Origin of the sequence: Occultella aeris (assembly GCF_902703175.1) — a bacterium.
GTDB lineage: Bacteria > Actinomycetota > Actinomycetes > Actinomycetales > Beutenbergiaceae > Occultella > Occultella aeris.
In genome coordinates, this window is record NZ_CACRYJ010000068.1 from 210,980 (window position 1) to 237,188 (window position 26,209).

21 protein-coding genes are annotated in these 26,209 nt (G+C 71.1%); 6 read left to right on the forward strand and 15 right to left on the reverse strand.

The window, feature by feature from the left end; genetic code table 11:
- Positions 1-15 precede the first annotated feature (15 nt).
- From HALOF300_RS24740 to HALOF300_RS24760, 5 genes are all read right to left on the reverse strand, one after another.
- Positions 16-291, reverse strand: coding sequence for an SHOCT domain-containing protein (locus HALOF300_RS24740; RefSeq protein ID WP_197522819.1), 276 nt, complete (start codon positions 289-291; stop codon positions 16-18).
- Positions 292-464: 173 nt separating this feature from the next.
- Entirely contained in the window at positions 465-1,130 is a 666-nt protein-coding gene (locus HALOF300_RS24745) for a response regulator (protein WP_156743539.1), read from the reverse strand.
- Complete coding sequence (locus HALOF300_RS24750; protein ID WP_156743540.1) at positions 1,127-2,278, reverse strand: sensor histidine kinase; 1,152 nt, start codon at positions 2,276-2,278, stop codon at positions 1,127-1,129. Before HALOF300_RS24750 ends, HALOF300_RS24745 begins: the two co-directional genes overlap by 4 nt.
- Before the next feature lie 57 nt (positions 2,279-2,335).
- Entirely contained in the window at positions 2,336-2,836 is a 501-nt protein-coding gene (locus tag HALOF300_RS24755) for a MarR family winged helix-turn-helix transcriptional regulator (protein WP_197522820.1), read from the reverse strand.
- 10 nt (positions 2,837-2,846) lie between these two features.
- A complete protein-coding gene (locus tag HALOF300_RS24760; protein WP_156743614.1) occupies positions 2,847-4,541 on the reverse strand; it encodes an MDR family MFS transporter in 1,695 nt (564 codons plus the stop codon).
- Between the two features lie 307 nt (positions 4,542-4,848).
- Here HALOF300_RS24760 and HALOF300_RS24765 point away from each other — a divergent pair, with 307 nt between their 5' ends.
- From HALOF300_RS24765 to HALOF300_RS24775, 3 genes are all read left to right on the forward strand, one after another.
- Positions 4,849-7,203 (forward strand): alpha-amylase family glycosyl hydrolase, encoded by a 2,355-nt coding sequence (locus tag HALOF300_RS24765; protein WP_197522821.1) that lies wholly within the window; start codon positions 4,849-4,851, stop codon positions 7,201-7,203.
- Between the two features lie 143 nt (positions 7,204-7,346).
- On the forward strand, positions 7,347-8,618 hold the full coding sequence (locus HALOF300_RS24770) for a DUF2510 domain-containing protein (RefSeq protein ID WP_156743543.1): 1,272 nt from the start codon (positions 7,347-7,349) through the stop codon (positions 8,616-8,618).
- Between the two features lie 164 nt (positions 8,619-8,782).
- Positions 8,783-10,108 carry a DUF2510 domain-containing protein gene (locus HALOF300_RS24775; protein WP_197522822.1) on the forward strand — a complete coding sequence of 442 codons (1,326 nt, stop codon included), beginning with the start codon at positions 8,783-8,785 and terminating at the stop codon, positions 10,106-10,108.
- 24 nt (positions 10,109-10,132) lie between these two features.
- Here HALOF300_RS24775 and HALOF300_RS24780 read toward each other — a convergent pair whose 3' ends face one another.
- The 6 genes from HALOF300_RS24780 to HALOF300_RS24805 form a co-directional block, all read right to left on the reverse strand.
- Positions 10,133-12,280, reverse strand: coding sequence for a heavy metal translocating P-type ATPase (locus HALOF300_RS24780; RefSeq protein ID WP_156743545.1), 2,148 nt, complete (start codon positions 12,278-12,280; stop codon positions 10,133-10,135).
- Positions 12,281-12,341: 61 nt separating this feature from the next.
- The gene (locus HALOF300_RS24785; RefSeq protein ID WP_156743546.1) at positions 12,342-13,571 is read right to left on the reverse strand and encodes an ABC transporter permease; all 1,230 of its coding nucleotides are present in this window, start codon (positions 13,569-13,571) and stop codon (positions 12,342-12,344) included.
- The gene (locus HALOF300_RS24790; RefSeq protein WP_156743547.1) at positions 13,568-14,461 is read right to left on the reverse strand and encodes an ABC transporter ATP-binding protein; all 894 of its coding nucleotides are present in this window, start codon (positions 14,459-14,461) and stop codon (positions 13,568-13,570) included. Before HALOF300_RS24790 ends, HALOF300_RS24785 begins: the two co-directional genes overlap by 4 nt.
- A gap of 173 nt (positions 14,462-14,634) precedes the next feature.
- Entirely contained in the window at positions 14,635-15,360 is a 726-nt protein-coding gene (locus tag HALOF300_RS24795; RefSeq protein WP_156743548.1) for a response regulator, read from the reverse strand.
- Positions 15,357-17,501 carry a sensor histidine kinase gene (locus HALOF300_RS24800; protein WP_156743549.1) on the reverse strand — a complete coding sequence of 715 codons (2,145 nt, stop codon included), beginning with the start codon at positions 17,499-17,501 and terminating at the stop codon, positions 15,357-15,359. The genes HALOF300_RS24795 and HALOF300_RS24800 overlap by 4 nt, the downstream gene beginning before the upstream one ends.
- Positions 17,498-19,888, reverse strand: a complete 2,391-nt coding sequence (locus tag HALOF300_RS24805; protein ID WP_156743550.1) for a hypothetical protein — start codon at positions 19,886-19,888, stop codon at positions 17,498-17,500. Before HALOF300_RS24805 ends, HALOF300_RS24800 begins: the two co-directional genes overlap by 4 nt.
- A gap of 148 nt (positions 19,889-20,036) precedes the next feature.
- Here HALOF300_RS24805 and HALOF300_RS24810 point away from each other — a divergent pair, with 148 nt between their 5' ends.
- Positions 20,037-20,750 carry a bleomycin resistance protein gene (locus HALOF300_RS24810; RefSeq protein WP_156743551.1) on the forward strand — a complete coding sequence of 238 codons (714 nt, stop codon included), beginning with the start codon at positions 20,037-20,039 and terminating at the stop codon, positions 20,748-20,750.
- Positions 20,751-20,757: 7 nt separating this feature from the next.
- Here the strand turns inward: HALOF300_RS24810 and HALOF300_RS24815 are convergent, their stop codons facing one another.
- From HALOF300_RS24815 to HALOF300_RS24825, 3 genes are read right to left on the reverse strand one after another with little or no spacing between them, the layout of a single operon-like run.
- The gene (locus HALOF300_RS24815) at positions 20,758-22,239 is read right to left on the reverse strand and encodes a serine hydrolase domain-containing protein (RefSeq protein WP_156743552.1); all 1,482 of its coding nucleotides are present in this window, start codon (positions 22,237-22,239) and stop codon (positions 20,758-20,760) included.
- 29 nt (positions 22,240-22,268) lie between these two features.
- On the reverse strand, positions 22,269-23,045 hold the full coding sequence (locus tag HALOF300_RS24820) for a MerR family transcriptional regulator (protein WP_156743553.1): 777 nt from the start codon (positions 23,043-23,045) through the stop codon (positions 22,269-22,271).
- Between the two features lie 12 nt (positions 23,046-23,057).
- Positions 23,058-23,870 (reverse strand): alpha/beta fold hydrolase, encoded by an 813-nt coding sequence (locus tag HALOF300_RS24825; RefSeq protein ID WP_156743554.1) that lies wholly within the window; start codon positions 23,868-23,870, stop codon positions 23,058-23,060.
- A gap of 127 nt (positions 23,871-23,997) precedes the next feature.
- Between HALOF300_RS24825 and HALOF300_RS24830 the strand changes: the two genes are divergently transcribed.
- Positions 23,998-25,308, forward strand: coding sequence for an alpha-amylase family protein (locus HALOF300_RS24830; RefSeq protein WP_156743555.1), 1,311 nt, complete (start codon positions 23,998-24,000; stop codon positions 25,306-25,308).
- Between the two features lie 107 nt (positions 25,309-25,415).
- Positions 25,416-25,625 carry a dodecin gene (locus tag HALOF300_RS24835; protein ID WP_156743556.1) on the forward strand — a complete coding sequence of 70 codons (210 nt, stop codon included), beginning with the start codon at positions 25,416-25,418 and terminating at the stop codon, positions 25,623-25,625.
- Position 25,626: 1 nt separating this feature from the next.
- On the opposite strand, the gene HALOF300_RS24840 is transcribed toward HALOF300_RS24835, so the two are convergent.
- A complete protein-coding gene (locus tag HALOF300_RS24840) occupies positions 25,627-26,085 on the reverse strand; it encodes an SRPBCC family protein (RefSeq protein WP_156743557.1) in 459 nt (152 codons plus the stop codon).
- Positions 26,086-26,209: the final 124 nt, after the last annotated feature.

A 26,209-nucleotide genomic window follows, 5' to 3' on the forward strand; every position in this document is an offset into this window, starting at 1 on the left:
GGGTGGCCCGGCCGCCTACTTGCGGCGAACCTCGTCCAGGACGGCCAGGCGCTGGCGGTACTCCTGCTCGTCGATCTCGCCGCCGGCGAACCGCTCGGCGAGCCGGGACCGCCCGGCTCCCACGCCACTGCGGGCCTCGGCCCAGCGGCGGCGGCCGAACCGGCCGACGAGCAGGATCACGGTCACGATGACGAGGAACCAGACGATGGGAAAGACGATCCACCAGCCAGGTCCGCCGCCACCGGCCCACATCGGCCCGTGCTGGGCCGCGATGTCGGTGAGGGTGTTCATGGTGTGCTCCTTCGGTGCGGATTCGATCCCGTGTCTCGGGACGTGATCGATCCTCGCGATCGCGGGCCGCTACGTCGTCGGGCGGGGGAGGACACTTCGGCTGCGTCGCCGGGACCACCGGAGGGCCGTGCAACTACCCCGGCGGGAGTACTTGACGGGTTGGCGGGAACCGGTCAGGGTGCCCAGCCGGGCCGGACCAGGCCGGTCTCGTAGGCGAGCACGACGAGCTGGGCGCGGTCGCGGGCGCCGACCTTGATCATGGCGCGGGAGACGTGTGTCTTCGCGGTGGCGGGGCTGAGCACCAGCCGGGTCGCGATCTCGTCGTTGCTCAGGCCCTCGCCGACGAGCGCCACCACCTCGCGCTCGCGGTCGGTGAGCCGGTCCAGTCGGCCGGTCGGCGCGGCCGCGCGACTACGCTGCGCGAACTCCCCGATGAGCCGGCGGGTGACCGAGGGCGACAGCAACGCGTCACCGTCCGCCACGGCGCGGATGGCGGCGAGCAGGTCCACCGGCTCGGTGTCCTTGACCAGGAAACCGCTCGCGCCCTGCCGGATCGCCTCGAACACGTACTCGTCGAGCTCGAAGGTGGTCAGGATGATGATCCGGGTGCCGCCCAGGTCCGCGTCGGCGGTGATCCGGGCGGTCGCCTCGAGCCCGTCCAGGCGAGGCATCCGGATGTCCATCAGCACCACGTCCGGCCGGGTGCGGCGTACCACCTCGACGGCGTCGCGGCCGTCACCGGCCTCGCCGACCACCTCCAGGCCGTCCTCGGCGTCGATGAGCGCGCGGAAGCCCGCGCGCAGCAGCGCCTGATCGTCCACGAGCACGACCCGGATCATGAGTCCATCCCCCACGGTAGATGTGCGACAAGAGCAGCCCCGCCGTCGGGCCCGTCGTCCAGCCGGACCGTGCCGCCGACGGCGGTCGCCCGCTCGGTCATGCCGCGCAGGCCGTTGCCGGGCACCGGGTTTGGGCCCGGCCCGTGACCGTTGTCGGTGACGCCCAGGTCCAGGGTGCCGGGACCGACAGTGACCCGGACCCGGGCGCGGGTGGCGCCGCTGTGGCGGACCACGTTCGTGATCGCCTCCTGGATGATCCGGAAGCCGACGGCGCCGACGGCGGCGGGCACGTCGTCGAGGTCGCCGTCCACCTCCAGGGTGGTAGTGACGCCCGCCTGGGAGGCGCGGTTGATGAGCGGCGCGAGCCCGGCGAGGTCTGCCGCGGGCGCGCGAGGCGCATCCTCCCCTTCGGCGCGCAGCACCCCGATGAGCGCCCGGAGCTCGGTGAGCGCCTCCTTGGAGGCGTCCTTGATCGTGGTCAGCGCGAGCTCGACCTGCTCGGGCCGCCGATCCACCAGGTGCAGGGCGACGCCTGCCTGCACGTTGATGAGCGACATGTGGTGGGCCACCACATCGTGCAGTTCGCGGGCCACTCGGAGCTGGTCCTCGCTCGCCCGGCGCCGCTGCGCCTCGGCGCGGGCGCGGCGCCACTCCGCCTGCCGGGCCCGGTTGAGCCGGATGAGCTCGCCGACGCCGAGGACGATCAGGCCCCAGGCGATGGTCGCGGTGAGACCGAACCAGGAGAAGTCCTCGCCGCGCAGGCCCACCCGGATGAGCTGAACACCGAGCAGGGCGACACCGGCGGTCAGCCAGGCGAACGCGCGATGCCCGCGCACCACCGTGACGATCACGGCCGCGGCGAGCGAGAGGAGTACGGGCCCGTACGGGAAGCCGAGGGCCAGATAGCCGAGCGTGATCGCGAGGACCGCCAGCAGGACGGCCCGGGGGCGCCGGCGTGCCGCGAGGAGCGCGGCAGGGCCGGCCAGCAGCAGCAGCACCCCGAGCGGCCCGGGCCCTCTGGCGTCCGGCTGGTTGTGCCAGGCGCCGAACGTCCCGAACAGCGCGACGACGGCGATCGCCACCGGCCCGAACACGGCCGCGCGTCGACCCCGTCGCAGTCGCGTCTGCTCGTCCCAGGCCCAGGTCACCAGACCACGCTAGGCCGTACGGGCCCTGGCGTCGTCCGCTGCGGGGTGCAGGCGGACCTACTCCCCGTGGCGTACGTCCAGTCCATCCATGAGCCGGCCGAGGAGGTCGCTGAACCGGTGGAGGTCCTCCACACCCCACTCGGTGAGCCGCGCCTGCAGCACCGCGCGCTCGCGCTGACTGACCGCGTCGTAGCGCGCCCGACCCACTTCGGAGGCCGTGACGAGGAACGCGCGGCCGTCGCTGGGATCCGCCGCCCGCTCCACCAGGCCGAGGTCCTCGAGGTGCTTGATGGTGCGGCTTGCCACGGCCTTGTCCAGCTCGAGCCGTTCCGCGATGTGCCCCTGCTGCAGGGCGCCCTCGCGGACGACGGTGCCGAGGATCCGGTATCCGAGGATGGACAGGTCCGGGTGGATCCCCAGCGCGCGGCGCCGGAACAACTGCTTGGCGTGCACGAACAGGTTGGAGAACTGGATCTCCACCTCGCGGATGGCCTCCTGCAGCTCCGGGTCGTCCGGACCCGACGCGGCTTGGGCCACATCGGATCCGGACCGGGTCATGGTGGGCATCCTACTGAGCCGGCACGACCACGCGGGGCTGCTCGCCGGTAGCGGGTCCGTCGCCGTCCGAGGTTTCGGTTCGTACGCCATCGCGACCGTCGCCGACGGTGGCGACCCCGGCGCTTGCCGCGGCCACGCCGACGAGTTCCGCCTCGGCCGTGCCGGCCTCGTCGAGCTCGCGCTCGTGGCGGGTCTGGTTGCTCAGCGGCAGGTTCGGCAACAGCGCCACGGCCACGATGCTCAGCAGTGCCAGGGGTGCGGCGACGAGGAACACGTGGGCGACGGCCTCACCGTAGACCGACTCGATGATCACCTTCACGGACTCGGGCAGGGAGTGCACGGCCGGAATGGTGCCCGCGGCCAACCCGTCGGCGATCGGGGTGCCCTCGTCCCCGAGGGCAGCGATCGCACCGAAGAGCTCGGTCTGGCGAGCGGTCAGAAGCTCGGTGACCTTGTCCGCCAGGACGGTGCCCAGGACCGCAATGCCGATCGTGCCACCGAGGCTGCGGAAGAAGGCGACGCCGGAGCTGGCCACGCCGATCTCCTCCGGCGGCACGGCGTTCTGCACGACCAGGACGAGGTTCTGCATCACCATGCCGACGCCGGCGCCGAGCATGAACATGTAGAGGGAGACGAGTGCGAAGTTGGTGTCATAGGCGATCGTGCTGAGCAGGAGCAGACCCGCGGTGAACAGGATCGAGCCAAGCACCATGTAGCGCTTCCAGACGCCGGTCCGGGTGATCACGGCGCCGACGACGGCGGAGAGGATCAGCATGCCGGCGGCCATCGGGATGGTCATCAGGCCGGACTGGGTGGCGCTGGCCCCGCGAGCGAGCTGCATGTACTGGGCGAGGAACACGGACGTGCCGAACATGGCCACGCCGACCGCGATCGAACCGAGCACCGAGAACGTGTAGGTGCGGTTCTTGAACATGGACATTGGGATGATCGGTTCGTCGGCACGCAGCTCGACGAACACCAGGGCGACGAGGGCGACGACGGCGCCACCGACCATCCAGGCCGTGGTCGCCGAGGCCCACTCGAACTGGGTGCCGGCCAGGCTGACCCAGATGAGCAGGAGCGAGACACCGGCGGCAAGCAGCACCACGCCGAGGAAGTCGATCTTGACCGTGCGCCGCCTGATCGCGGGCAGGTGCAGCGTCTTCTGCAGCATGACGATCGCGACGATCGCGACCGGGACGCCGACGAAGAAGTTCCAACGCCAGTTGATCGTGTCGGTGAGGAACCCGCCCAGCAGCGGTCCGCCCACGATGCCGAGGGCCATCACACCACTGAACAGCCCCATGTACCGGCCGCGCTCACGCGGGCTCACGATGTCCGCCATGACGATCTGGGTCAGGGCCGCCAGGCCGCCGGCGCCGAGGCCCTGGATCACGCGCATGCCGATCAGCATCGACGTGTCCTGGGAGAACCCCGCGGCCGCGGAGGCCACCACGAAGATGACGAGCGCGAGCTGCAGGAGGAACTTGCGGTTGAACAGGTCGGCGAGCTTTCCCCAGATCGGGGTCGAGACGGTGGTCGCGAGCAGGGTCGCCGTGATCACCCAGGTGTAGGACGTCTGGGAGCCGCCGAGGTCCGAGACGATGACCGGCAGGGACGTGCCCACAACGGTGCTGGCGAGCATGGAGACGAACATCGCCAGGAGCAGGCCGGTGAGGGCCTGGAGTACCTCGGCGTGCGTCATCCGGGCGGGGGATTCGTTGGAGGGTGGTGCGGCTGTGACGGTGTCGGCTGGCCGGCCGGCACTGCTTGCGGTGTTGGTGCTCACGCGAGCGTGCTCCTAACGACGAAGAATTAGTTGATCGACAGCAACTATACGCTGATGGTTGAGGTCCATCAACTAAATTCTGTGAGACGCATGTCACGTCCGGTAGGGGCGAGGTTCACGCGCTGTCCGTGCGAACTTCATCCCACCTGGATACCGTCACCGGAACGCCGGGCCGTGGGGGCCGCCGTCGCTGAAGGGCTGGAGGGGACGTCTGATGGGTCTGATGATCACGAACGAGGATGCCGCCGGGTGGGCGCAGGCCACCTGGCCGCTCGGGGCCGAGTGGGACGAGGCCACCGGCACCGCCTCGTTCGCCGTCCATGCACCTCTCGCCAGCCGGGTGCTCCTGGAGTTCTATCCCGATGCGGTCGGCGCGGACGCAGCCGCCGACGCGGTGATGGCTCGCGGCGCGGACGGTGTCTGGCGGGCAAGGATCGGCGGCCTCGAACCGGGAGTGCTCTACGCGTTCCGGGTCTGGGGACCGGGCTGGGACGTGGCGCCGGAGTGGACCCGCGGGGACAGCGGCGCCGGATTCAGCGCAGACTTCGACGAGGTCGGGAACCGGTTCAATCCGAACAAGGTGGTGTTCGACCCGTACGCGCGGGAGATCAGCCACAACCTGTCGCACCCCGCGCTCGCCGGCCCCCAGGGCGCCGCGGAGGTCCTCGGCACCGGCGGCGAGATCGTGCGGGGCAGGCCGCGACGCGAGCTCGACTCGGGCCGATGGGCGCCGAAGTCCGTCCTCGTCCACGACCAGACGCCCACCGGCGTGCGACCCCGGCGGCGCGCCGAGGACGCCGTGATCTGCGAGGCGCACGTACGCACGTCCACGGCGCACCCATCGGCAGGCGCCCTGCGGGAGACCCTGGCTGGCGTGCCCGGGTTCGAGGACGTGGTGGACATCCCCGAAGAACTCCGCGGCACCTACGCGGGGCTGGGTCTGCTCGCGCCGTACCTGCGCGCTGCCGGATTCACCACCGTGGAGCTGCTGCCCGTGCACGCGTCGGACACCACGGCCGTGCCGGGTGACGCGGGCACCTCGAACTACTGGGGCTACCAGACCCTCGCCTTCTTCGCGCCGAACCGGGACTACGCGCACGACCAGCGGCCCGGGGGTCCGACGCACGAGTTCAAGGCGATGGTCCGGGCGTTCCACGACCACGGACTCGAGGTGTACCTCGACGTGGTCTACAACCACACCGGTGAGGGTGGGCACTGGGCCGGCGACCTGCACACCACCGGGTTCACCTCCCTCGGCCACTTCGCGACCGCCGAGTACTACTCGATGACGGACGAGCATCGCCTGATCGACGGCGCGACCGGCACCTCGAACCAGATGAACCACTCCTCGCCGGCGAGTCAGGCCCTCGTCCTGGACTCGTTGCGGTACTGGGTCGACGAGATGGACGTGGACGGTTTCCGGTTCGACCTCGCCACCGTGCTCGGCCGGACCCCGAGCGCCTTCGGGCGTGAGGACTGGCAGGCTCAGCGCCGGTTCCTCACCGAGCACCCGCTGCTGGTCCAGATAGCGGAGTTCGCCCGGCGCCGGCACATCGAGGTGATCGCGGAGGCGTGGGACCTGTGGGGCTACGAGGTGGGCAACTTCCCGCCGGGCTGGGGTGAGTGGAACGGGCGCTACCGGGACACCATGCGCGGGTATCTCAAGGGTGATGGCAACGTCGCCGAGTTCATGCGCACGTTCAACGGCGACCACCGCCACTTCGCCGACCAGGGCGGCGCGCAGCGCTCCATCAACTTCATCACGGCGCACGACGGGTTCACCCTGATGGACCTGGTGAGCTACCCGGCCAAGGTCAACGACTCCCCGCCACCGTTCGGACCGTCGGACGGCGGCAGCGACGACAACAAGTCCTGGGACTCCGGCGGTGACCACGCGCTGCGCCGCGCCCGGTTGCGCAACTTCTGGGCGATCCTGTTCCTCTCCCGCGGCGTGCCGATGACGGTCTCCGGCGACGAGTTCGGACGCACCCAGAACGGGAACAACAACCCGTGGAGCCTGAACTCCATCGGGATCTGGAGCAACTACGGGATGCTGGCCACGAATGCCCCGCACCGGATCGGCGTCGACCCGGCCCGACCCGAGATCGCCTACCACGACAACTTCGGAGCGGCCGCGACGCCGTCGGACATCAACCCGTACTTCCGGTTCGCGGTCGCGCTCGCGCGGCTGCGCGCGGCCGAGCCCTCGCTGCGGCAGGCGCGCTACGGGGACCTGGACCACGATGACGACGACGTCTCGTACTTCTTCGCCCGGCCGGACGGTTCCGACGGTCCCGGCGAGGGCGAACGTGCCGTGCGGGTGCACATCGACGGCTCCGGCGTGGGCGGGCACGACTATCTGGTCCTGGTGAACATGTCGACGGCGGAGGTCGGGTTTGCGGTCCCGGATTGTCCGCGCGGCGCCAGCTGGCGACGGATCATCGACACCGCACCGTGGGCGGAGCCGGAGTTCAACGTGTGGCTCGACGAGGCGGGTGCGCCCACCGCCACGGCGGCCGATGTGGTCGGCGGCTACGCGGTGGCGCCCTGGAGCGTCACGGTGCTGAGGGAGGGCTGACGGACCGATCCGCCGGTCGGTCAGGGGAGTTCTGCCCGTGGACGCGCTCGCCGGTGGCCCCGATGCGGATCGTATGATCATGCGGATCTCGCCCCGACCGGAGCCGATCCGCGCCCCGGACCCGACGACCCTGTGAGGCCCCTGTGACGACACCAGCCGGCTGGTTCCCCGATCCGAGCGGCGCCGACCAGCTCCGGTACTGGGACGGTGCCAACTGGTCGGAGCACGTCGGTGCGAGCGGGTCGCAGCCCGGCGGGTTCGGGCAGGCGAGTGCGCCTGGCGGGTACGGGCCGGCCAGTGCTGCCCCGGGTCACACGCAGGCTGATCCGTACGGGCTGGCCACCGGCGGGCACGCCCAGACCCATGCGTACGGGCAGAACGCCGGCGGGCCGGGCGGCGCCGGACTGTCCGGCTACGCGGCAGCACCGACGGCGTACAGCGCCGACACCACGAGCGCCTACGGCGGCTCCGGCGGGTACGCCGCGCCGGGCACCCAGGCCGGTGCACCCGGTAGCGCCGGCTACTACGGCCCGGCCAGCGCGCCGCCGTCCCCGAACCAGACACCCGTCATCGTGGCGGTCGCGGTGGCCGTGGTGCTTGTGATCGCCGTGGCCGTCTTCTTCGCGTACGGCGCGCTGACGGACCGCGGCGAGCCCGGCCCGACGGCCGGCCCGACCGCCACCAGCCAACCGACCTCGGAACCGACGCCGACAGCCACGCCGACGCCGACGCCGACGGCCGCGCCCACGCAGAGCGCTCCGGCGCCGGTGACCCTGGGCGCCACGACCGCGGGCACGCTGCCCGCGGACGGCACCTGGGACGGCGTCGTCACGATCGCTGCCGCAGGCGTGTACGCGTTCATCGGTCATGCCGAGGAGGGCATCGACCTGACGCTCACGCTGCTGGACGGGAGCGGTCAGCAGATCGCCTTCAACGACGACCCGCCCGGCAACGCCGACGTCCTGGTGTCCAACCGCCGCGATCCGCTGCTGGGCCTGTACCTGGAGCCGGGGGAGTACACGGTCCGCCTCGAGGAGTACGGGGGCTACGCGACCGAGTTCGACTTCACCGCCGCGCTCCTGGACGTCGTCACCGAGATCCCGACCGGCGGAGCGCACTCGATCGCCATCCCCGAGGACAACGTCTGGCTCGGCTACGTTCCGGTGTCGGCCACGGGAATGGTCACCGTCGACGTTCGCACCACCACCGACGCCGACCCGGTCCTGACCGTGATCTCCCCGGATGGCACGTATCAGGACCAGGACGACCGGGGCAGCGAGTCGGCCGCCCAGTACGGCGGGAGTCAGTGGGACCCGTATCTCACCTTCCCGGTCGAACCCGGGGTGTACCTCGTGATGGTCTCCGACTGGACCGGAGCCGAGTCCGAGGCGAGTATCGCAGTCACGGTGGACTGACCCCCCCCGCACCCCGCCGGATCAGACCGCGGGGAACTGTCCTCTCGATCACCGGACGCCGGGATCGCGCGAACCATAGACTCCAGATGCCTCGGCTGCGGCCCGGCCTCCCGTCGTCGCCCTATCTCACCGGTCCCCTTGGGCCAACTGCGTTGGAGGTTTCCATGAGTGCACCTGCTGGCTGGTTCCCCGATCCGGAGGGGCAGGACCGCCTCCGCTACTGGGACGGCGCCGTTTGGACCGAGAACTACGCCCCCCGGCCCGCTGGGGCGGCCCCGACCGCGGATGCGTCGGCAGCGCCGACCGCCCCGATCACGCCTGCGCCGACCACGCCCGCCCCAGCGGTCGCAGCCGCTGCCCCGGGTGTCGCTGCCCCGGCCGTTGCGGCGCCGGCCCCCGCCGGCTACCCACAGGCGGGGCCGTACGGCGGTCCTGGCGCCGGTCCCACCGTGCCGCCCGTGCCCGGAGTCCCGTCCGGCGGCTACGGCCAGGCGAGCGCGCCGGCTGGTTACGGCCAGGCGGGCGCACCTGCCGGCTATGGCCAGGCCGGAGGATACGGGCAACCCGGCGGCCCGGGTGCCTACGGCGGTGGCTACGGTCAGAGCGGCGGGCCGCAGAAGAAGAACACCGGTCTGATCGTCGCTCTCGTCGCCGTCCTGGTCGTGGTCCTCGGGGTGGGCGGCTACTTCGGGTTCCGCGCCCTCAACCCGGGCGATCCCGAGCCGACCGCAGGACCCGGGCCGACCAGCGCGCCGACCGACGCCCCGACGGACGCCCCGACCGAACCCGTCGAGGGCCCCACCGACGCTCCCACCGGCGATATGCCGGAGATGGTCGAGACGCTCGCACTGGGCACGGCACTGCCCGGCTCCTTCGCGGCGCACGGGAGTTGGGGGGCCCTGCTCCCGATCACCACGCCGGGCGTCTACCTCCTCCATGGGCTCGCCGACGGTGCCGAGGACCTGGAGCTGACGTTGTACGACGAGGGACTCAATGCGATCTCCTTCATCGATGACATCCCGCAGGGTGCCGACGTCCTCCAGCCCAACTCCCTGAACCCGTTGCTGCCGATCTATCTCGAGGCCGGGCAGTACGCGGTGGTGATCACCGAGCTCGCCGGTGCCCCGGCCTCGTTCCAGGTCCTCGCCGAGGATCTCACCGCGATCCCGGAGCTACCCCAGGACACCGACGTCACGATCTCGATGACCGCCGGGAACGTGTGGGTGAACTACGTGGTGGTCGACGCGGCCGGCACCATGACGATCGACGCCCGGACCACCAACGACGCGGATCTCCTGATGACCGTGATCAGCCCGCTGGGTGGCTGGATCGCCAACGACGACCGGGGGCCGGACATCGCCGGGCAGGTCGGTGGCGACACCTACGACCCCTTCGTCGAGGAGGCCGTCGATCCGGGCGTCTACATCCTGATGATGTCGGAGTACTCCGACGGCGCCGGTGAGGCGGTCGTCGCTGTCGGCGTGAGCTGACCGACGCGCCGGCCGGCGGGGTGATCAGCCCTGCCGGTCCGGCCGCAGGTCCAGGCGCCGCAGCAGCTGCGCGTTCAGGGCCACCACCACCGTCGAGGCGGACATGAGCAGCGCCCCGACCGCCATCGGCATGACGAACCCGATCGGTGCGAGCAGCCCGGCCGCGAGCGGCACCGAGATCAGGTTGTAGCCGGCGGCCCACCACAGGTTCTGCTTCATCTTGCGATAGGCGGCCCGGGACAGCTCGATGATCGAGAGCACGGCCCGGGGGTCATCGGAGGCGAGGATCACGCCCGCGGACGCGATCGCGACGTCCGTGCCCGCGCCGATCGCGATGCCGACGTCGGCCTGGGCCAGCGCCGGTGCGTCGTTCACACCGTCGCCGACCATAGCCACCGCGGCTCCCCGCTCCTGCAACTGGCGCACCTTCGCACTCTTGTGCTCGGGGTGCACCCCCGCGAACACCTCGGTGATGCCGAGGTCGGCGGCCACCGCACGGGCCACCGGCTCGGCGTCGCCGGTGATCATGACGACCTCGACGCCGCGATCGCGCAGCGCCGCGACCGCCTCGCGGGACTCGGGCCGGACCTCGTCGGCGAGCGCGAGCGCGGCGACCACCCGGCCGTCGACGAGCACGTGCAGGACCGTGCGTCCGGCGTCCGCCTGCTCGGCGAGCCAGGCGGTGTCGGCGAGCGGCTCCCGGCTCGTCGCGGCGAGCAGCCCGGGGCCACCCACCGAGACCTCGCGGGCCGCCCCTGCGCCGTCGGGCACCACGGCCCGGACGCCCTGACCTGGCACCGCGCGGAAATCGGTGGCGGCTTCGACCGCCAGGCCACGCTCGGCCGCGGCCGCGACGATCGCGCGGGCCAACGGATGCTCGCTCGCCGCCTCGGCAGCAGCCGCGTAGCGCAGTGCCTCGTCCGCGTCCTGCCCGACGGCGGAGGTCACCGCGAGCACGGCGGGGGTGCCCTTGGTCAGGGTGCCGGTCTTGTCGAACAGCACCGTGTCCACGGTCCGCATCCGCTCGAGGGCCATCCGGTCCTTGACGAGGATCCCGGCCCGCGCCGCCCGTTCGGTGGAGATCGAGACGACCAGCGGGATGGCGAGGCCGAGCGCGTGCGGGCAGGCGATCACCAGCACCGTGATGACCCGGATCAGGGCCTCCTCCGGGGTACCCCAGAAGAGCCAGGCGATCAGGGTCAGCGCTGCCGCCCCGAGCGCGAACCAGAACAGCGCTGCCGCGGCCCGGTCGGCGAGCCGCTGGGCCCGGGAGGAGCTCGAGCGCGCCTGCTCGACGAGCCGGCCGATCCCGGCGAGGGCCGTGTCGTCACCGACGGCGGCCACCCGCACCCTGATCGCGGAGTCCGTGGCCACGGTGCCGGCGACCACCCGGTCGTCGGCGCCGCGGCGCACCGGCGCGGACTCGCCCGTGATCATCGACTCGTCCACGTGCGCGGAGCCGTCGGTGACGAGCCCGTCGGCCGGGACCCGGCCGCCGGGGCGCACCAGGACCACGTCGCCGACCACGAGGTCGGCCGGGGCAACCAGGGTGATCTGCTCGCCGTCGAGGCGCTCGGCCTCATCGGGAAGGAGGGCGGCGAGTGAGTCCAGCGCCGACGTCGTCTGCGCGAGCGAGCGCATCTCGATCCAGTGCCCGAGGAGCATGATCACCACGAGCAGGGCGAGTTCCCACCAGAAGTCCAGGTCGTGCGCGAACAGCCCGAGGCTCGAGCCGAGCGAGGCGACGAAGGCGACCGTGATCGCCATTCCGATGAGCAGCATCATGCCGGGCTGCCGGGACCGGATCTCGTCGACGGCACCGGTCAGGAACGGGCGCCCACCCCAGACGAAGATGACGGTGCCGAGCACGGGGGAGACCCAACCGGTGCCGGCGGGCAGGGTGTACCCGAGGATGTCCGCGAACATGCCGCTGAAGGCTGCGGTCGGGATCGCGAGGATCAGTGTGACCCAGAACAACCGTCGGAACTGGGCGACGTGGCCCTCGTGGCCGCCATGGCCTGCGTGGGCGTCGTGGCCTGCGTGGGCGTCGTGGCCTGCGTGGGCGTCGTGCTGGCCTTGGTCGTGCTCGGCGTGTTCCTTCCGCGCGGTGTGCTCGTCATGAGCATCGGGGGCGTGTTGCTCTGGTGTGGCGTGCGTGTGGTGCGGCTCCATGGTGGTGGAACCATATACCCCCCGAGGGTATTCCTCGAGGGGTATCTGGCTGACTCCGGCCTCAGGCCTGGAGCTTGAGGGCCTGTCGCCAGGAGAGCGCGGTGCCGCCCTGCATCACTGCTCGCTGGTAGATCCGCTCGCCCAGGCGCAGCAGTCCGTACGCGGCGACGGCCGTGAGGGCCAGGGAGACCAGGCCCTGCCAGACCGGGACGTCGTCGGCGAGCATCCGGATCGGCATCGCGACCGAGGAGACCACCGGTACGAAGCTCGCGATGTCGAGCCAGATCCCCTCGGCGAACAGTCCGACGAACAGGGCGACCATGATCACGGTGATGATCGGGCCGGTGTTGGACTGCAGGTCCTCGCTGCGGCTGGCCAGGGAGCCGAGTACGGCCCAGACGGCGGCGAGCGCCGTGAACCCGACCACGAAGAACGCGATGAACCATCCGGAGGCGCTCAGGATCCAGCCGATGTCGCCCGCCAGTCCGGTCAGGTTCACCGCGGTCAGGCCGACCACGCAGTAGAGCAGGATCTGCGCGAACGCCAGCAGCGAGTTGCCGAGGACCTTGCCGTAGAGCAGCTGGCGGATCGGGATGGCGGTCGCGAGGATCTCGACGACGCGGTTCTGCTTCTCCTCGAGCACCGAGTTGGCGATGGTCATCCCGAAGATGATCGCGGCCATGTAGAACAGGAACGCGAAGATGAAGCCGACGATGACGGCGAGGGCGCCACGGTCGGCGTCCGGGTCCAGGAGCTCCGTGGTGACCTCCGACCCGGCCATGAGGTCACCGAGCGTGGTCCCGGCCGCCTCCGCATTGGCGGCGAGGACCGACTGGCTCACCGCGTCCGTGAGCGCGGCGGAGAGGGCGGAGTCCACCTCGGAACCGCCCAGGAGCACCCAGCCGTCCCCGCCGGCGACGAGGCCGGCATCCACATCGCCCTCGAGGACCGCGGTACGCAGGGCGTCCTCGGAGTCGAACTGGGTGATCTCGAGGGTGTCGCCGGAGGAGGTGATGGACTCGGTGCCGGCCTGCGCCACCACGGCCGCCTCGGCCTGGCTCGTGCCGACCGTGTAGTCCGACGTGCGATTGCCGACCACGGCGCCGATGACGACGCTGGCCGCGATCATCGCCAGGGTGACGATGGTGGAGATCACGAAGCTCTTGTCGGCCAGCTTCACCATGATCTCGCGGATGGTGACGATCAGCCAGGGGTTGCGCACCGGGGCCGGCGGGCTCTGCTCGTCCAGGGACGGCGTCGGCGTCTGCGGGGAGGAGTCTGTTGTGGTCATCGGGTCACCTCGCGGTAGATGTCGGACAGGGACCGGGTGATGGGGGCGAACTCGGTGAGGCCGCGTTCGACGGCGCGCTTCAGCAGCGGCTCCCGGGCGCCGTCTGCCAGCTCGAGGACGGCGCTCGGGCCGTCGACGTCCAGCACGCTCACGCCGGGCACGTCGCGGAGCCACCCGGCGTCCGGCGAGGTGACGATGCGGTAGCGGGTCGGGCCGGCGTTGCGGAGGTCGTCCGCCGAACCGGCGGCCATCACCTTGCCGTCCGAGAGGACCACGAGCGAGTCGCAGAGCCGGTCGACGAGGTCGAGCTGGTGGCTGGAGAACAACACGGGCACGCCCTGGCGGAGGCGGTCGCGGAGCAGCTCCACCATGGAGTCCACGGCCACGGGGTCGAGGCCGGAGAACGGCTCGTCCAGGATCAGACCGCTCGGCCCGTGCAGCAGCGACGCGGTGATCTGAACGCGCTGCTGGTTCCCGAGGGACAGCGACTCGAGCTTGTCCTTGACCCGGTCCGCGAGCCCGAACCGCTCCAGCAGGCGGGTGGCTTCCTTGGCGGCGTCACCTCGGCTCATCCCGCGCAGCTGGCCCAGGTAGCAGAGCTGGTCGAGGATGCCCTGCTTCGGGTACAGGCCACGTTCCTCTGGCATGTACCCGAACCGGGAGCGGTCCGCGGCCGTGATGGGCCGGCCGTCCCAGAGGACGTCGCCGCCGTGGATCACCAGGACGCCCATGATCATGCGCATGGTCGAGGTCTTCCCGGCGCCGTTCGCGCCGACGAACCCGGTCATCCGGCCCGGCTCCACCGTGAACGACACGTCGTCCACGGCCACCTTCTCGCCGAAGCGGCGGGTCAGTCCCCGCACCTCGAGCCTGGCGTCCGCTTGCCTCATGCTGGTCCTCCTGTTGTTCCGGTCCTCGCCGCGGCGCTGGTCGCTGCCGTTCGGCCTGGTCCGAGCCTAGGAAGGACGGGTGCCCCGGCGCGTCGGCCGCACGGGGGAGCCGTGAAGATCCGCCGCGAGGGGGAGACGTGGGCGCCGGTAGCCGGAGGTGAGCGGCGCTGTTGTCAGTCGCCGGCGCCGACGATGCCGGATCGGTGTGCGAACACCACGGCCTGGACGCGGTCCCGGGCACCGACCTTGGCCAGCACATGGGAGACGTGGGTCTTGACCGTGGACTCGCCGACGAACAGCTCGGTCGCGATCTCGGCGTTCGAGTACCCCTCGGCCAGCAGGGCGAGCACGTCCCGCTCCCGGGCGGTCAGGCTCTCGACGGCACGCGCCGAATCCGAGCCCGGTGCCGCCGCGCGGTTGGTGGCTGTGCCGTCGGTCGCCCGGCCGGGCGAGCCGGGTGCATCCGGGACCGGGTCGGCGCCGGCTGCCAGGCGGGCGATCACCTTGACCGTGACCTCCGGGGACAGCAGCGCGTGACCGTCGGCAACCGCACGGATCGCGGCGACCAGGTCGTCCGGGTCGGCGTTCTTGAGCAGGAAGCCGCTCGCGCCCGCGTGCAGCGCCGCGAACAGGTAGTCCTCGCGATCGAATGTGGTCAGGATGATGACCTTCGCGCCGCCGGCGGCGACGATCCGCTCGGTGGCCGCGATGCCGTCGAGCACGGGCATCTGCACGTCCATCAGCACCACGTCCGCGGGCGTGGTCGCGAGCAGGTCGACGGCCTGGGCGCCGTCCGCGGCCTGGCCGACCACCTCGATGTCGTCCTCGATCGAGAGCACCATGGCGAACCCGGACCGGACCAGGGCCTGGTCATCGACGATGGCGACGCGGATGGTCATCGGGTCTCGCTCTCGGTGTTGGTGTCGGTGTCGCGGAGGTGGAACCGGGCTCGGACCCGCCAGCCGGTCCCGGTCAGGCGTGGGCCGATCTCGGCCTGACCGCCGTGCAGCGAGACGCGCTCGGACACCCCGCGAAGACCGTAGCCGGTTCCGGACGTGCCACCGCGCGGCTGTCCGTCGTCGAGGACCTCGACCTCCACGAAGGCGCCGGCGGCTGAGTCCGTGGGTCCGCCGTCGGCAGTGCGACCGGCGGTTCCGGTGCGGAGGGTGACCGACGCGGAACCCGCCGTCGAGTGGCGGACCACGTTCGTGAGTGACTCCTGCACGCAGCGGTACACGGACAGGCCGAGTGCGGGCGGCACCCGATCCAGGTCGCCCGGGGCGGCCTCCACCCGGGTCAGGGTGATCCGCAGTCCCTGCCGGCGGTGCTGCTGCGCCAGGTCGTCGAGGTCGGCGAGGCCGGGCTCCGGCGCCCGGGACTCGGCACTGCGGCCGGCGTCGGTCTCGCTGCGCAGCACCCCGAGCAGGGCGCGCATCTCCCCGACGGCGTCCCGGCTCGCTCCCTCGATCGTGCGTAGTGCACCCTCGGCGGCCTCCGGTGAGCGGGTCAGCACCCGCCGGGCCGCGCCCGCCTGGACCCCGATCACCGAGACGTGGTGGGCCACGACATCATGCAGCTCACGGGCGATCCGGAGCCGCTCGTCCACCACGGCCCGGCGCGCGAGCTCGTCTGCCTGGGCGTGGATCCGCGTCGCCTGGTCGGCCAGCCGGGCACGCTGCAGCGCGCCCCGCCACGAGTTCCGGCCGACGAGGATGGCCCCTCCGAAGTAGGCGAGGTTGATGACCGCCGTGTAGAGCACGTAGGCGAGGACCGGGTCGAGCGGGCCGGTGGGGCCATCGGTGCCGTAGAACATCGCGACGGCGTTGGAGATCGTGAACGAGATGACGATCCAGGCGGCCATCTCGAGCAGCACCAGGGCCACGGCGATCCAGAGCCAGCGGCGCTCGCGCGCCCAGGCGACGGCCGCGTAGATCGCGGCGAAGTAGGCCGTCTGGAACGGGAGCTGGACGCTCGCCTCGGGGCTGAGGTAGGCGAGGCCGAGGAACAGGGCCGAGGAGATCACCAGTGCGACCATCGGGTAGCGCCGCCGGATGGCCAACGGCGCGATCATGGCGGCGACCGCGACGTAGGCACGCCAGGACTCCTCGCCCTCGATCACCAGGCCGAACGACTTGGTGGCCACGGTCAGGCCGAGGCCCACCATGATGAACACGATCGTGCCGAGGATGTCCCGGCGTTGCTGGGTCCTGCTGGGTCCGGGCCGCTCCCAGAGCGGCTCCTGGGCGTCGTTCAGCCAGGCGAACAGGCGGCTCGTCCACGACGCGCGCGGTAGCGCCGTGGACCGGTGCGCCGGTTCGGCGCCGGCCGTCGCGGAAGCCTCGGACGGCGAGCCGGCCAGGATCGCGACGGCCCGGGCGTCGCCGCTCACGGCCCGGGTGATCTCCGCGTGCCGCGGGTCCATCGCCGGCAGCACTGCGCTCGCCGCGGTCGCCACGGATACCGGGCCACCGGCCGCGGCCGTCAGGTCCGCCGCACCCGTTCCGGCGTCGGTGGCCAGTGCGGCGAGGATGGCGTTCGTCCCGCCTTCGGCGGCCAGGGCGGCGAGTCCATCTGCCGCCTGGCCCAGGACGGCCGCGGACGCCAGGGACTGGATCACGTCCCGGTCGCGCAAGGCCGCCACTGCTGCGCCGGTGGCAGGAGTGCGTACCACCCGGACCGGTTCGGCCCCGAGCGTGGTCGGACCCGCGGCGTAGGAGGCAGTCAAGGTGTATGAGCCGGCGCCCGGGAACAGCGGCTGGGACGCTGCGGTGCAGACCAGCAGGACGCCCGCCTCGAGGGCCTCGTCAGGGCTGAGCTCCGCCTCGCGAGGCAGGCTGTCCGCCGGCCACGGCCAGCCGGCCCGGAGCGTGCCGGTCGGCCCGGCCACGTCGATGACCAGGTCACCGTCCGGCAGGTTCAGGCGGGCGTTCACGGTGACCGGCTCGGTCCCGGTGTTCGCCAGGGTGACGACGCCGAGCAGGGCCTGGTCCGACCCTGACCGTGCGGGCACGGTCAGGGTCAGGGTCAGCGTCGCACTCATGCGGGTGATGCTGCCACGAAGTCGGCCGCGATGGCCTCGGCGGCCGCCAGGTCCGCCTTGCCCTTGCGGGCCCGCTTGGCCCGGCCGAGTGCGTCCGTGACCACGGGGGCCTCGGACTCCACGGGACTTGCCACGGTCGCGGCGAGCCGCACGATCTCCTCGGCCGACCGGCCCTGCATGGCCAGGTCCAGGTAGCGCTTCACCTCGTCCGGTGCCGCCGCCCGGGTGGTGGCGCGCCCGCCGTCGTCCGCCGCGCGGGAGTCCGAGCGGTGGTCGGCGTGGCCACGCGCGAAGGAGTTCGCCAGGACCAGGGCAGCCGCGGCGCCGGTGTCGACGTCGTTGTGTGCCTGCGCCACCGTGGCCAGGCGGTCGCGGGCGGTCGTGTCGGTGCCGAAGTCGCCCAGGGCGAACGCACGCCCGACGGCGGTGTCCAGGGTCTGGGCGGCGATGTCCACCTCCGTCTCGGTCGCGGCCGTGCGCACGTACACGGTCGACCGCTGGCTGCGGGCCGTCGTGAACATGTCTACGTCGAACTCGGCGCGGACCACGTGGGTACCGGGCTGTTCGAACGTGACGCCCTCGCTCGTGAAGAAGACCTGCATGCGGGCCGTGACGGACTCGCCCGGGGCGAGCACCGCCGTCGGGCGGGTGCCACAGGCGACCACGACGTCGCGGACCTGCTCCACGCTGCCGTCCGGCAGCACATGGTGCAGCCGCAGGTACCCCTCGGCGAGGTTCAGGCGTGCGGTGACCTCGCGTGGGTCGTCGCCCGTGTTCGTGAGCGTGACCTCGGCCGTCACGTACTCGCCGACGTACACCTCCGCGGGCAGCACCAGGTCGAGGCTGAGGCCGTCGGTGTCGTCCCCGGTGGTATAGCCGGTGGCGTCCACGGGCACGGGCAGCCCGGAGGACAGCGAGCCGTGGCCCCAGCCGAAGTTCTTCCATCCGGGGCGTACCTGCGGGTCGGGGGAGTGGATGAGGGAGTCCAGGTCGTGTTGGGCGAACGCGAAGGTGGCGTTGCCCGGGTACTGGTTCGTGGTGCTGGCGAAGCCCATCACGTCCCCGGTCTGGTTCATGATCTCGGTGCCGATCGGCGGCACGTGCACGTCGTGCTTGGGGTGGAACAGGTTCAATGCGTGCCCGGCCTCGTGGATCATCGTGCGCAGGAACGCCGCGGGGACATTGTTCAGCGGCTGGTTCCGGGCGGCGGGTTCGATGAAGTTCTGCCCACCGAGGGTGGCGTCGGCGAATCCGACCGAACCTTCGCGAGGGACCGAGTCGTCGTCGAACATGACGCCGAGCAGGCCGCCCTGCGCGGATCCGACGAGCAGCCACAGACGCCATGGGTCGGCGGCGCCGGGGTCACGATGGGTCGTCAGCAGCGTCTGCAGTTCCGCCATCGTCAGGGAGGCGTCACTGGGGATGTTCAGGTCATCGACCCGCACCCTGGTGTCCCATCCGGCCGACGCGTACACGTTCTGGAACGTGCGCACGGCGCCGTGGTTGAACGCCGACGCCGGCCAGTCCCGACCGGTCATCACGTCCACCTCGATGGCGCAGCCGCGGTACAGGTTGGCCGTCTTGGTGGCCTTCACGTCATACGTCGTGCCGCCGATGGTGGCGGTGCCGGTCATGGTGGCGACGCGGTTGCGGCCGATGAGGATCGAGCGGCGGCAGGTCAGTCGCATCGAGCCGGTGTCGGTGGACACGAACTCCTGGCTGGTGCGGTTCCAGAGGTGGCGGCGCAGGTTGAAGGAGAGGGTGCCGCTCGAGTAGGTGACCCCGGTGGAGCGGAAGTACCAGGAGTACTCGTTCTTCGGCAGCTGCGGGTAGTGCGGGAACGGTGGCGCCCCGTTGACGCCCGAGAGCAGGCTCACGCTCGCGCCCGGGAGTTCGGTGACGGCCGTGCCGAGCAGGTTCGGGTCGATGTCGGCCTCGGCAGGCCCAGCCATGGCCTCCGCCTCGGTGTCGCCACCGATGAAGATGGGCAGGTTCTCGATCGGGCCGAAGATCGGTGACCGCTTCACGTAGACGTCGCCGCTGATCCGCAATGAGGTGTCCCGGACCTCGATCCGCATCGGCCCCCGGATCTGCTGGCGCAGGAAGACCGGGACCGGCAGCCGCGACGTGAACTCGATGAGCCAGGACCCGTTCACGACAGGCAGCGAACAGGGCCGGTCGAGGATGAACGGAGGGATCTGCGGCTCGAGTGGGATGCGCGGGTCGATCGGGATGCGCGGGTCGATGGGTACCGGCCGCGGCCCGACCGGGATCGGCGGCCCGAGGACCGGCCCCGGTCCTCTGACATCCATCAGGTCGCCCTGCTCGTCGTAGTACAGGGTGCCGTCGTCTCCGCAGCAGCCCGAACTCTCGTCGTACTCGGTCATGGTTCGCTCCAGGTGCCGGTCCGGCGTCGTTGCCGGACGTTTCATGGTCGATCGCGAGGAGGCGGGTGGCCAGAGGTCTGATCGGGTGGTCCGCGGGTGATTGACGAGCCGGTATCGGGTGATTCGCTGCACGCCTAGAGTCGTGGGCATGAGCTCCGAGTACGTGATCCCCGGGCTGCCCTGCCGAGACCTGGACGACGTCCTTCCGTTCTACGAGGCCCTCGGGTTCGACGTCACCTATCGCCAGCTCCGGCCGAACCCGTACGCAGCCGTGCGCCGCGGCGGCATCGAGCTGCACTTCTTCGGCGTCCCGACGTTCGACCCGCAGGACTCCATGGGCAGCGTCGTGGTCATCGTGCCGGACACGGGCGCCCTCTACGCGGCGTTCGCGGCCGGGCTGCGCGCGGAGTACGGCAAGGTGCCGATCAGCGGGATCCCGCGGATCACCCGGCCACGGGTGAAACAGGGCACGAGCGCCGGCTTCTCGGTCGTGGATCCCGGGGGCAACTGGCTGCGGATCACCTCGGTCCCGGACCAGGCCGCGCAGGACCCGGTCGAGGGTGGCCGGCTGGGTCGGGTGGTCGCCGCCGCCGCGCGGCAGGCGGACTCCCACGGCGACGTCGACGCGGGTGTGCGGGTGCTGCGCACCGGGCTGGCGCGGCACACCGACGCACCCATGGTCGAGCAGATCCCGGCCCTGGTGTACCTCGCGGAGCTTCTGGTCCGCGCCGGTGACGCCACGGGCGCACGCGAGAGCCTCGCGCTGGTGCTGGCCGTCGACCTGACCGAGGCCGAGCGTGATCTGCTCGCCGCAGAGCTGGCCGAGGCCGCCGAACTCCTGGCGACCGAGCTGCCCACCTAGGACGTCCTCAGGGCAGGTGTGCCTCGAACCGCATCCCGGCCAGCGGCACCGCGTTCCAGGCGGCCGTGGCCACGCCGTCCGCGCCGCGCAACCGGAACCGGTGCGGGAGCTCGGCGAGCAGCACGTCCGCCTCGAAGGCGCCGTCGGCATGCCAGCCGCCGCGGGCGAGCACCGTGGTCGAGGACCGGGAGCGTCCGCGGCGCGAACTACGCACCAGCCCGACGGCGGTGGTCACCTCGGTCTCGACCCATGCCGTGGGCCCGCCGTCGATCCGTACCGTGCCGCCGGAGAACGCGAACGTCGCCTGCCAGCCGTCGGCGGTCGGGGCGACCTGCACCCGGGTGCCGGCCGGGAGCGGACCCGGCTCTGCGCCGTCGGCCACCACGAAGGCGACCGGCACCTCGGGTGAGGCGCCCGCGTCCGCCTCGACCACGGGGAGAGCGAGCCCCGCGAGCCGTTCCGCCAGGCGCGCCGCGGCGGCCGGGTCGGCATCAGGGGCGCCCACGGCCGGCAGCAGATGGGTCCACGCGGCAGTGAGGATGCCCTGCATGTTGTCGGTGGCGGAGGTGGTGGCGAGCACCAGGTCGCAGTCGGGGACCACCACGCAGAACTGGCCGTAGGCACCGTCACCGCGGAAGCCGTGGGTGGCCATCCAGAACTGGTACCCGTAGCCCTGGGCCCAGTCGATGCTGGTCGCAGGATCGGAGTCGGTCCGCACGTGCGAGCTGGTCGCGAGCTCCGCCCAACCCTCGGGCAGCACCTGGGCGCCCTGCCAGCGGCCGCCGGCGAGCAGCAACTGCCCGAACGCGGCGATCGACTCGGTGGTCAGGTGCAGTCCTGAGAAGCCGAGTGCGTTGCCCTGGCCGTCGGTGTCCCAGTGCCCCGGGGTGATGCCGAGCGGTTCGAACAGGCGCGGGCGCAGGTAGTCGATCAGGTGCGTGCCGCTGAGCTCGGCCACCAGGGTGGCGACCACGTACGTGCAGCTGTTGTTGTAGACGTGTCGTGAGCCCACCGGGTCCTGCGGCGGCTGGCGCAGGAAGCCGCGGACCACGTCGTCCGGCTCGAGCTCGTGCGCCTTCTCGAGGGTGTCGGCCGTGTGGCCCGTGGACATCGAGAGGACGTGGTGCACGGTCAGCGACGCGACCGCGGGGTCGACGTCGTCCGGGACGTGCGCGGGGAGCAGGTCGACGATCTTGTCGTCGAGGGAGAACAGGCCCTCGGCGATCGCGAAACCCGCCGCCGTGGACGTGAACGACTTGCTCAGGGAGTAGAGCAGGTGCGGCCGGTCCGGTGCGTACGGCGCCCACCAGCCCTCCGCGGCCACCCGGCCGGCGTGGACCACCATCAGGCTGTGCAGCTCGATCCCACGGGCCTCGACCGCGTCGAGGAACGCGGCGATCCCGGCTGCCGAGATTCCCGCCTCGGCGGGCGTGGCGCGGGGGAGGAGCGCTCGGGCGGTCTCGGTCTGCGTGGGTGACGTCGTCGGCATGCTGGTGAGCCTAGATGGTCCGTTCACATCTACCGGTGCTCTGCCTGGCGCTCGAGCTTCGTCCAGCCGGCCCAGCCTCGCTTCGTCAGCAGTTCGATCAGGCGGCGAGCGGGCGGCACGTTGTCGACCACGAGCCTGTCCATCAACGCGACCAACGGTGCCTCGATCTCGGTGTCGTCGACGTAGTCATCGCCCTGCGCATCGGCCATCCGCGTCAGGTACCCGGAGACCTCGTCGGCCAGCTCGACCAGCTGTAGGTCATCGGCGGCTCCATCGAGAGCGTGGCCCAGCGTGCGGTAGAACTCGACGAACTGCCGGTCGGCCCTCTGCTCACGCTTTCGTGCCATCCACTCCGTGACCCGTCCCGGTGAGCGCGCCGCCAGCAGGATCCAGCCGTCGCGCTCGACCTGGACGATCCGCTCGTGGATCCCGAGCGCCCGTAATTGGTCGAGGTGCTCGACCACCTCCGATGGCAGCGCGAGGTGGTCCCCGGCGGCGAGCTTGGCGATCTGCTGCCGGTGCCGCTGACGCTCTCGAATCTCGGCCGCCAGCCGCCGGTCGATGTCCGCCACCGCGACGGCGAACTCCGACTGGTCGGCCCGTTGCAAACCCCGCACTTGCGATAGTGGGACCCCGGCCTGGGCGAGGGTCCGGATCTTGATCACCTCGATCACTGCGGCGGCGTCGTACCGGCGGTAGCCGGAGTGGTCCCGCTCCGGTTCCGGCAGCAGTCCCGTGGCGTGATAGTGCCGCACCGCGCGAATGGTGACCCCGGAGTACGACGCCAGTTCACCGATAGTCAGCATCGCACCAGTCTCCTACCTCGCGTTAGAGGGACCGCCGCGGGCGGCGGATCCAGGTGTGCTCCGGATGATCCGAGCGATCTCCCGTGCGTGAGTGAACGGCAGTCCGTGGTCTGCGTCGATCCAGGACGTGACGATGTGTGGCTGGTCGCGCAGCAGCCGCTCGACGCCGGCGCGCCAGGCCCGGTTGAGCCGCGGTGCAGGTCCTTCGTTGCCGGTGCCTGCCATTGAGGTCGACATGATCATGCTCGTGGGGAGGTCGATCCTCCGGTACCGGTCAAGGATCCCGGACCGGATCACATCGACTTCCACGTTCAGGTCGAGAATCTCCTGACCGGTGAGCCGTACCTGTTGGGAGGTGTCCCGCTCGGACACCTGCTGCGCCGCCATCGCCTCCCACATGGCTCGGAACTGCGGCAGGAGGGCGTCGCTGATCAACGGTTCGGGCACGGGGTTCGCCCCGTCGATGAGTACAAGGGCGGCCACGGTGTCCGGGTGTTCGGAGGCGAAGTGGACGGCCAGGTCCGCGCCGAGCGAGTAGCCGACGAGCACCGATGCGGCAGCCAGGTCGAGGCGCCCGAGGTCCAGCATGACGGCGGCCAGATCGCTTAGGAACGCTTCGAAGGTGTAGTCGTCGGCCGCCGAGGAGAGGCCATGGCCACGCAGGTCGAACGTCACTACGTCGTAATCCTCCCGCAGCGATTCGGCCAGTTCGTGCAGATCGGCCTGCGTCGAGTTCAGCCCGGGGCACAGGACCATCAGCTGTCCGCGGCCGCCTCGGGACACCGCGACCCTGACGCCGTGGTGGTGGATCGTGAAGGTCTGCATCGTGCTCTCGTCTCTCTCGGCCCTTACCGTGGATCGGTTGCCTCCCATGCTGCGAGCTTGACCCTGCGTCAGGGTCAACCGTGCGTCCCAGCCGGTTGTCGTCCGTCCGGGCTGCGAGACTGAGGTCATGACGTCCTGGCAGGAGCATGCGATCTGGTGGCAGGTCTACCCGCTCGGGTTCGCCGCTGCGCCCAAGGCGCTGGCGGACGCGCCACCCGAGCCGGCCCGAACCCTGCGTGCGCTGATCGACTGGCTCGACTACGCCGTCGGGCTGGGCGTTTCCGGGATCGCGCTCGGCCCGATCTTCACAGCGAGCACGCACGGCTACGACACCGTCGACCACTTCGGCATCGACCCCCGGCTCGGGGACCGGGCCGATTTCGACGCTCTCGTGGCGGCCGCGCACGAACGCGGCCTCAGGATCATGCTCGACGGTGTCTTCAACCACGTCGGGCGCGAGCATCCAGCGTTCCGGGCCGCCGTCGAGAACGGCCCGGACAACGCCGAGGCCCGCCTGTTCGATCTCACCTGGAACGGGCCGGGCGCGGCGCCGACGGTTGGCAACTTCGAGGGGCATGATTCCCTGGTCGCGCTGAACCACGGTGACGACGGCGTGGTCGACCTCGTCAGCGAGGTGATGCGGTACTGGCTTCGCGCTGGCGCCGACGCGTGGCGCCTGGACGCAGCGTACGCGGTGCCGACGCAGTTCTGGCAGCAGGTGCTGCCGGCCGTGCGCGCCGAGTTCGGCGAGGCCTACGTGGTGGGCGAGGTGATCCACGGCGACTACGCGCAGATCGTTGCGGAGTCCGGGATGGATGCGGTCACCCAGTACGAGCTGTGGAAGGCGATCTGGAACTCGATCCGGGAGCGGAACTTCTACGAGCTCGACCACGCGCTCGGGCGGCACAACGACATGCTCGAGGCGTTCGTGCCGCTGACCTTCGTCGGCAACCACGACGTGACGCGGATCGCGACCCAGATCCCCGACCCGCGGCTGCGAGCGCACGCTCTGGTGCTGCTGATGACGCTGGGTGGGACGCCGTCCATCTACTACGGCGACGAGCAGGGCTTCGAGGCGGTCAAGGAGGAGCGATTCGGTGGTGATGACGCGATCCGGCCCGCGTTCCCCGACTCGCCCGCCGACCTGCCCGAGTCCGGCTGGGATGTCTACCACCTGCACCAGGAACTGATCTCGGTGCGACGCCGGCACCCATGGCTGCACCGCGCGCGCACGCGTGCGCTGAACCTGTCGAACGAGACGTACGCCTACGAGGCGGTCGGCGAAGGCGGCCGGCTGGTCGTGGTGCTGAACGTCGCCGACGCCGCGGCCCGGGTGGACGGCGTCGGTGTCACCGACGTGGTGGCCGGGCCGGCCGAACTGGGCGACGGCGGAGCCTGGGTGCGCGTGGACGCGTGCGGCTGGGCGGTGCTCGAGTAGGGTCCGCGGCGCACTCCTGGTGGCGCCGCGCGCCGGCGTCTTGGCGGGGCTACCGTGCTGTGATCGGGTCGTATCCCCGCGCCCGGCAGGTTCGAGGAGGAACCAACATGGCCAACCACACGTACGGTGTCTCGGAGATCGTCGGCACGTCGACCGACGGCATCGACGCGGCGATCTCGAACGGCGTCGCCAAGGCTGCTGGGAGTGTCCGCAATCTCGACTGGTTCACGGTCAGCGAGATCCGTGGGCACATCGAGGACAACGCGGTCGCCGACTGGCAGGTCACGATCAAGCTGGGGTTCCGCATCGAGGAGTGACTCAGTCCGGTTCCCGGCCGAAGTTGCCTGCGAGCCACTCGTTCCGAACCGTGAGCAAGCGGGTCAGGTAGGACGTCAGGACCCACCGGTCGACGATGCGACCCAACGGTCCCAGGGGTGAGGCGAACTCGACCACGTCGGTCATCAGCGTTCCTCTCTTGCGGGCCTCGAACAGGTGCTCGTGCCACCAGCGCCCGAACGGACCGGAGACCTGCTCATCGACGAACCGGTGCGGGAATTCGTGCTCGACGATCCGCGACGTCATCGTGAACGGGATGCCGAAGTGCCGGGCCCGCCACGTCACGGAATCGCCAGGTCCGAGCAACCCGGAGGTCACGGCACCGATCGCACGCTCATCCGAGCGCGCCATCGAAGCGGTGTGCGCGTCGATGGAGAGACTCAGATCGAAGCACGCCTCGACGGGCGCCGGTACGAGGGTCTGGAGTCGGATGCGCGGCACTGGATGAAGCCTATGTGCGCGCCTCGCGACGAGCCTGCAATCGCCCGGACCGTGATTGAACCCGGGGTTGGACCATGGTCGGATCGTGGTTGATCGGGTTGTCCACAGGGCCGGTGGTGGTCTT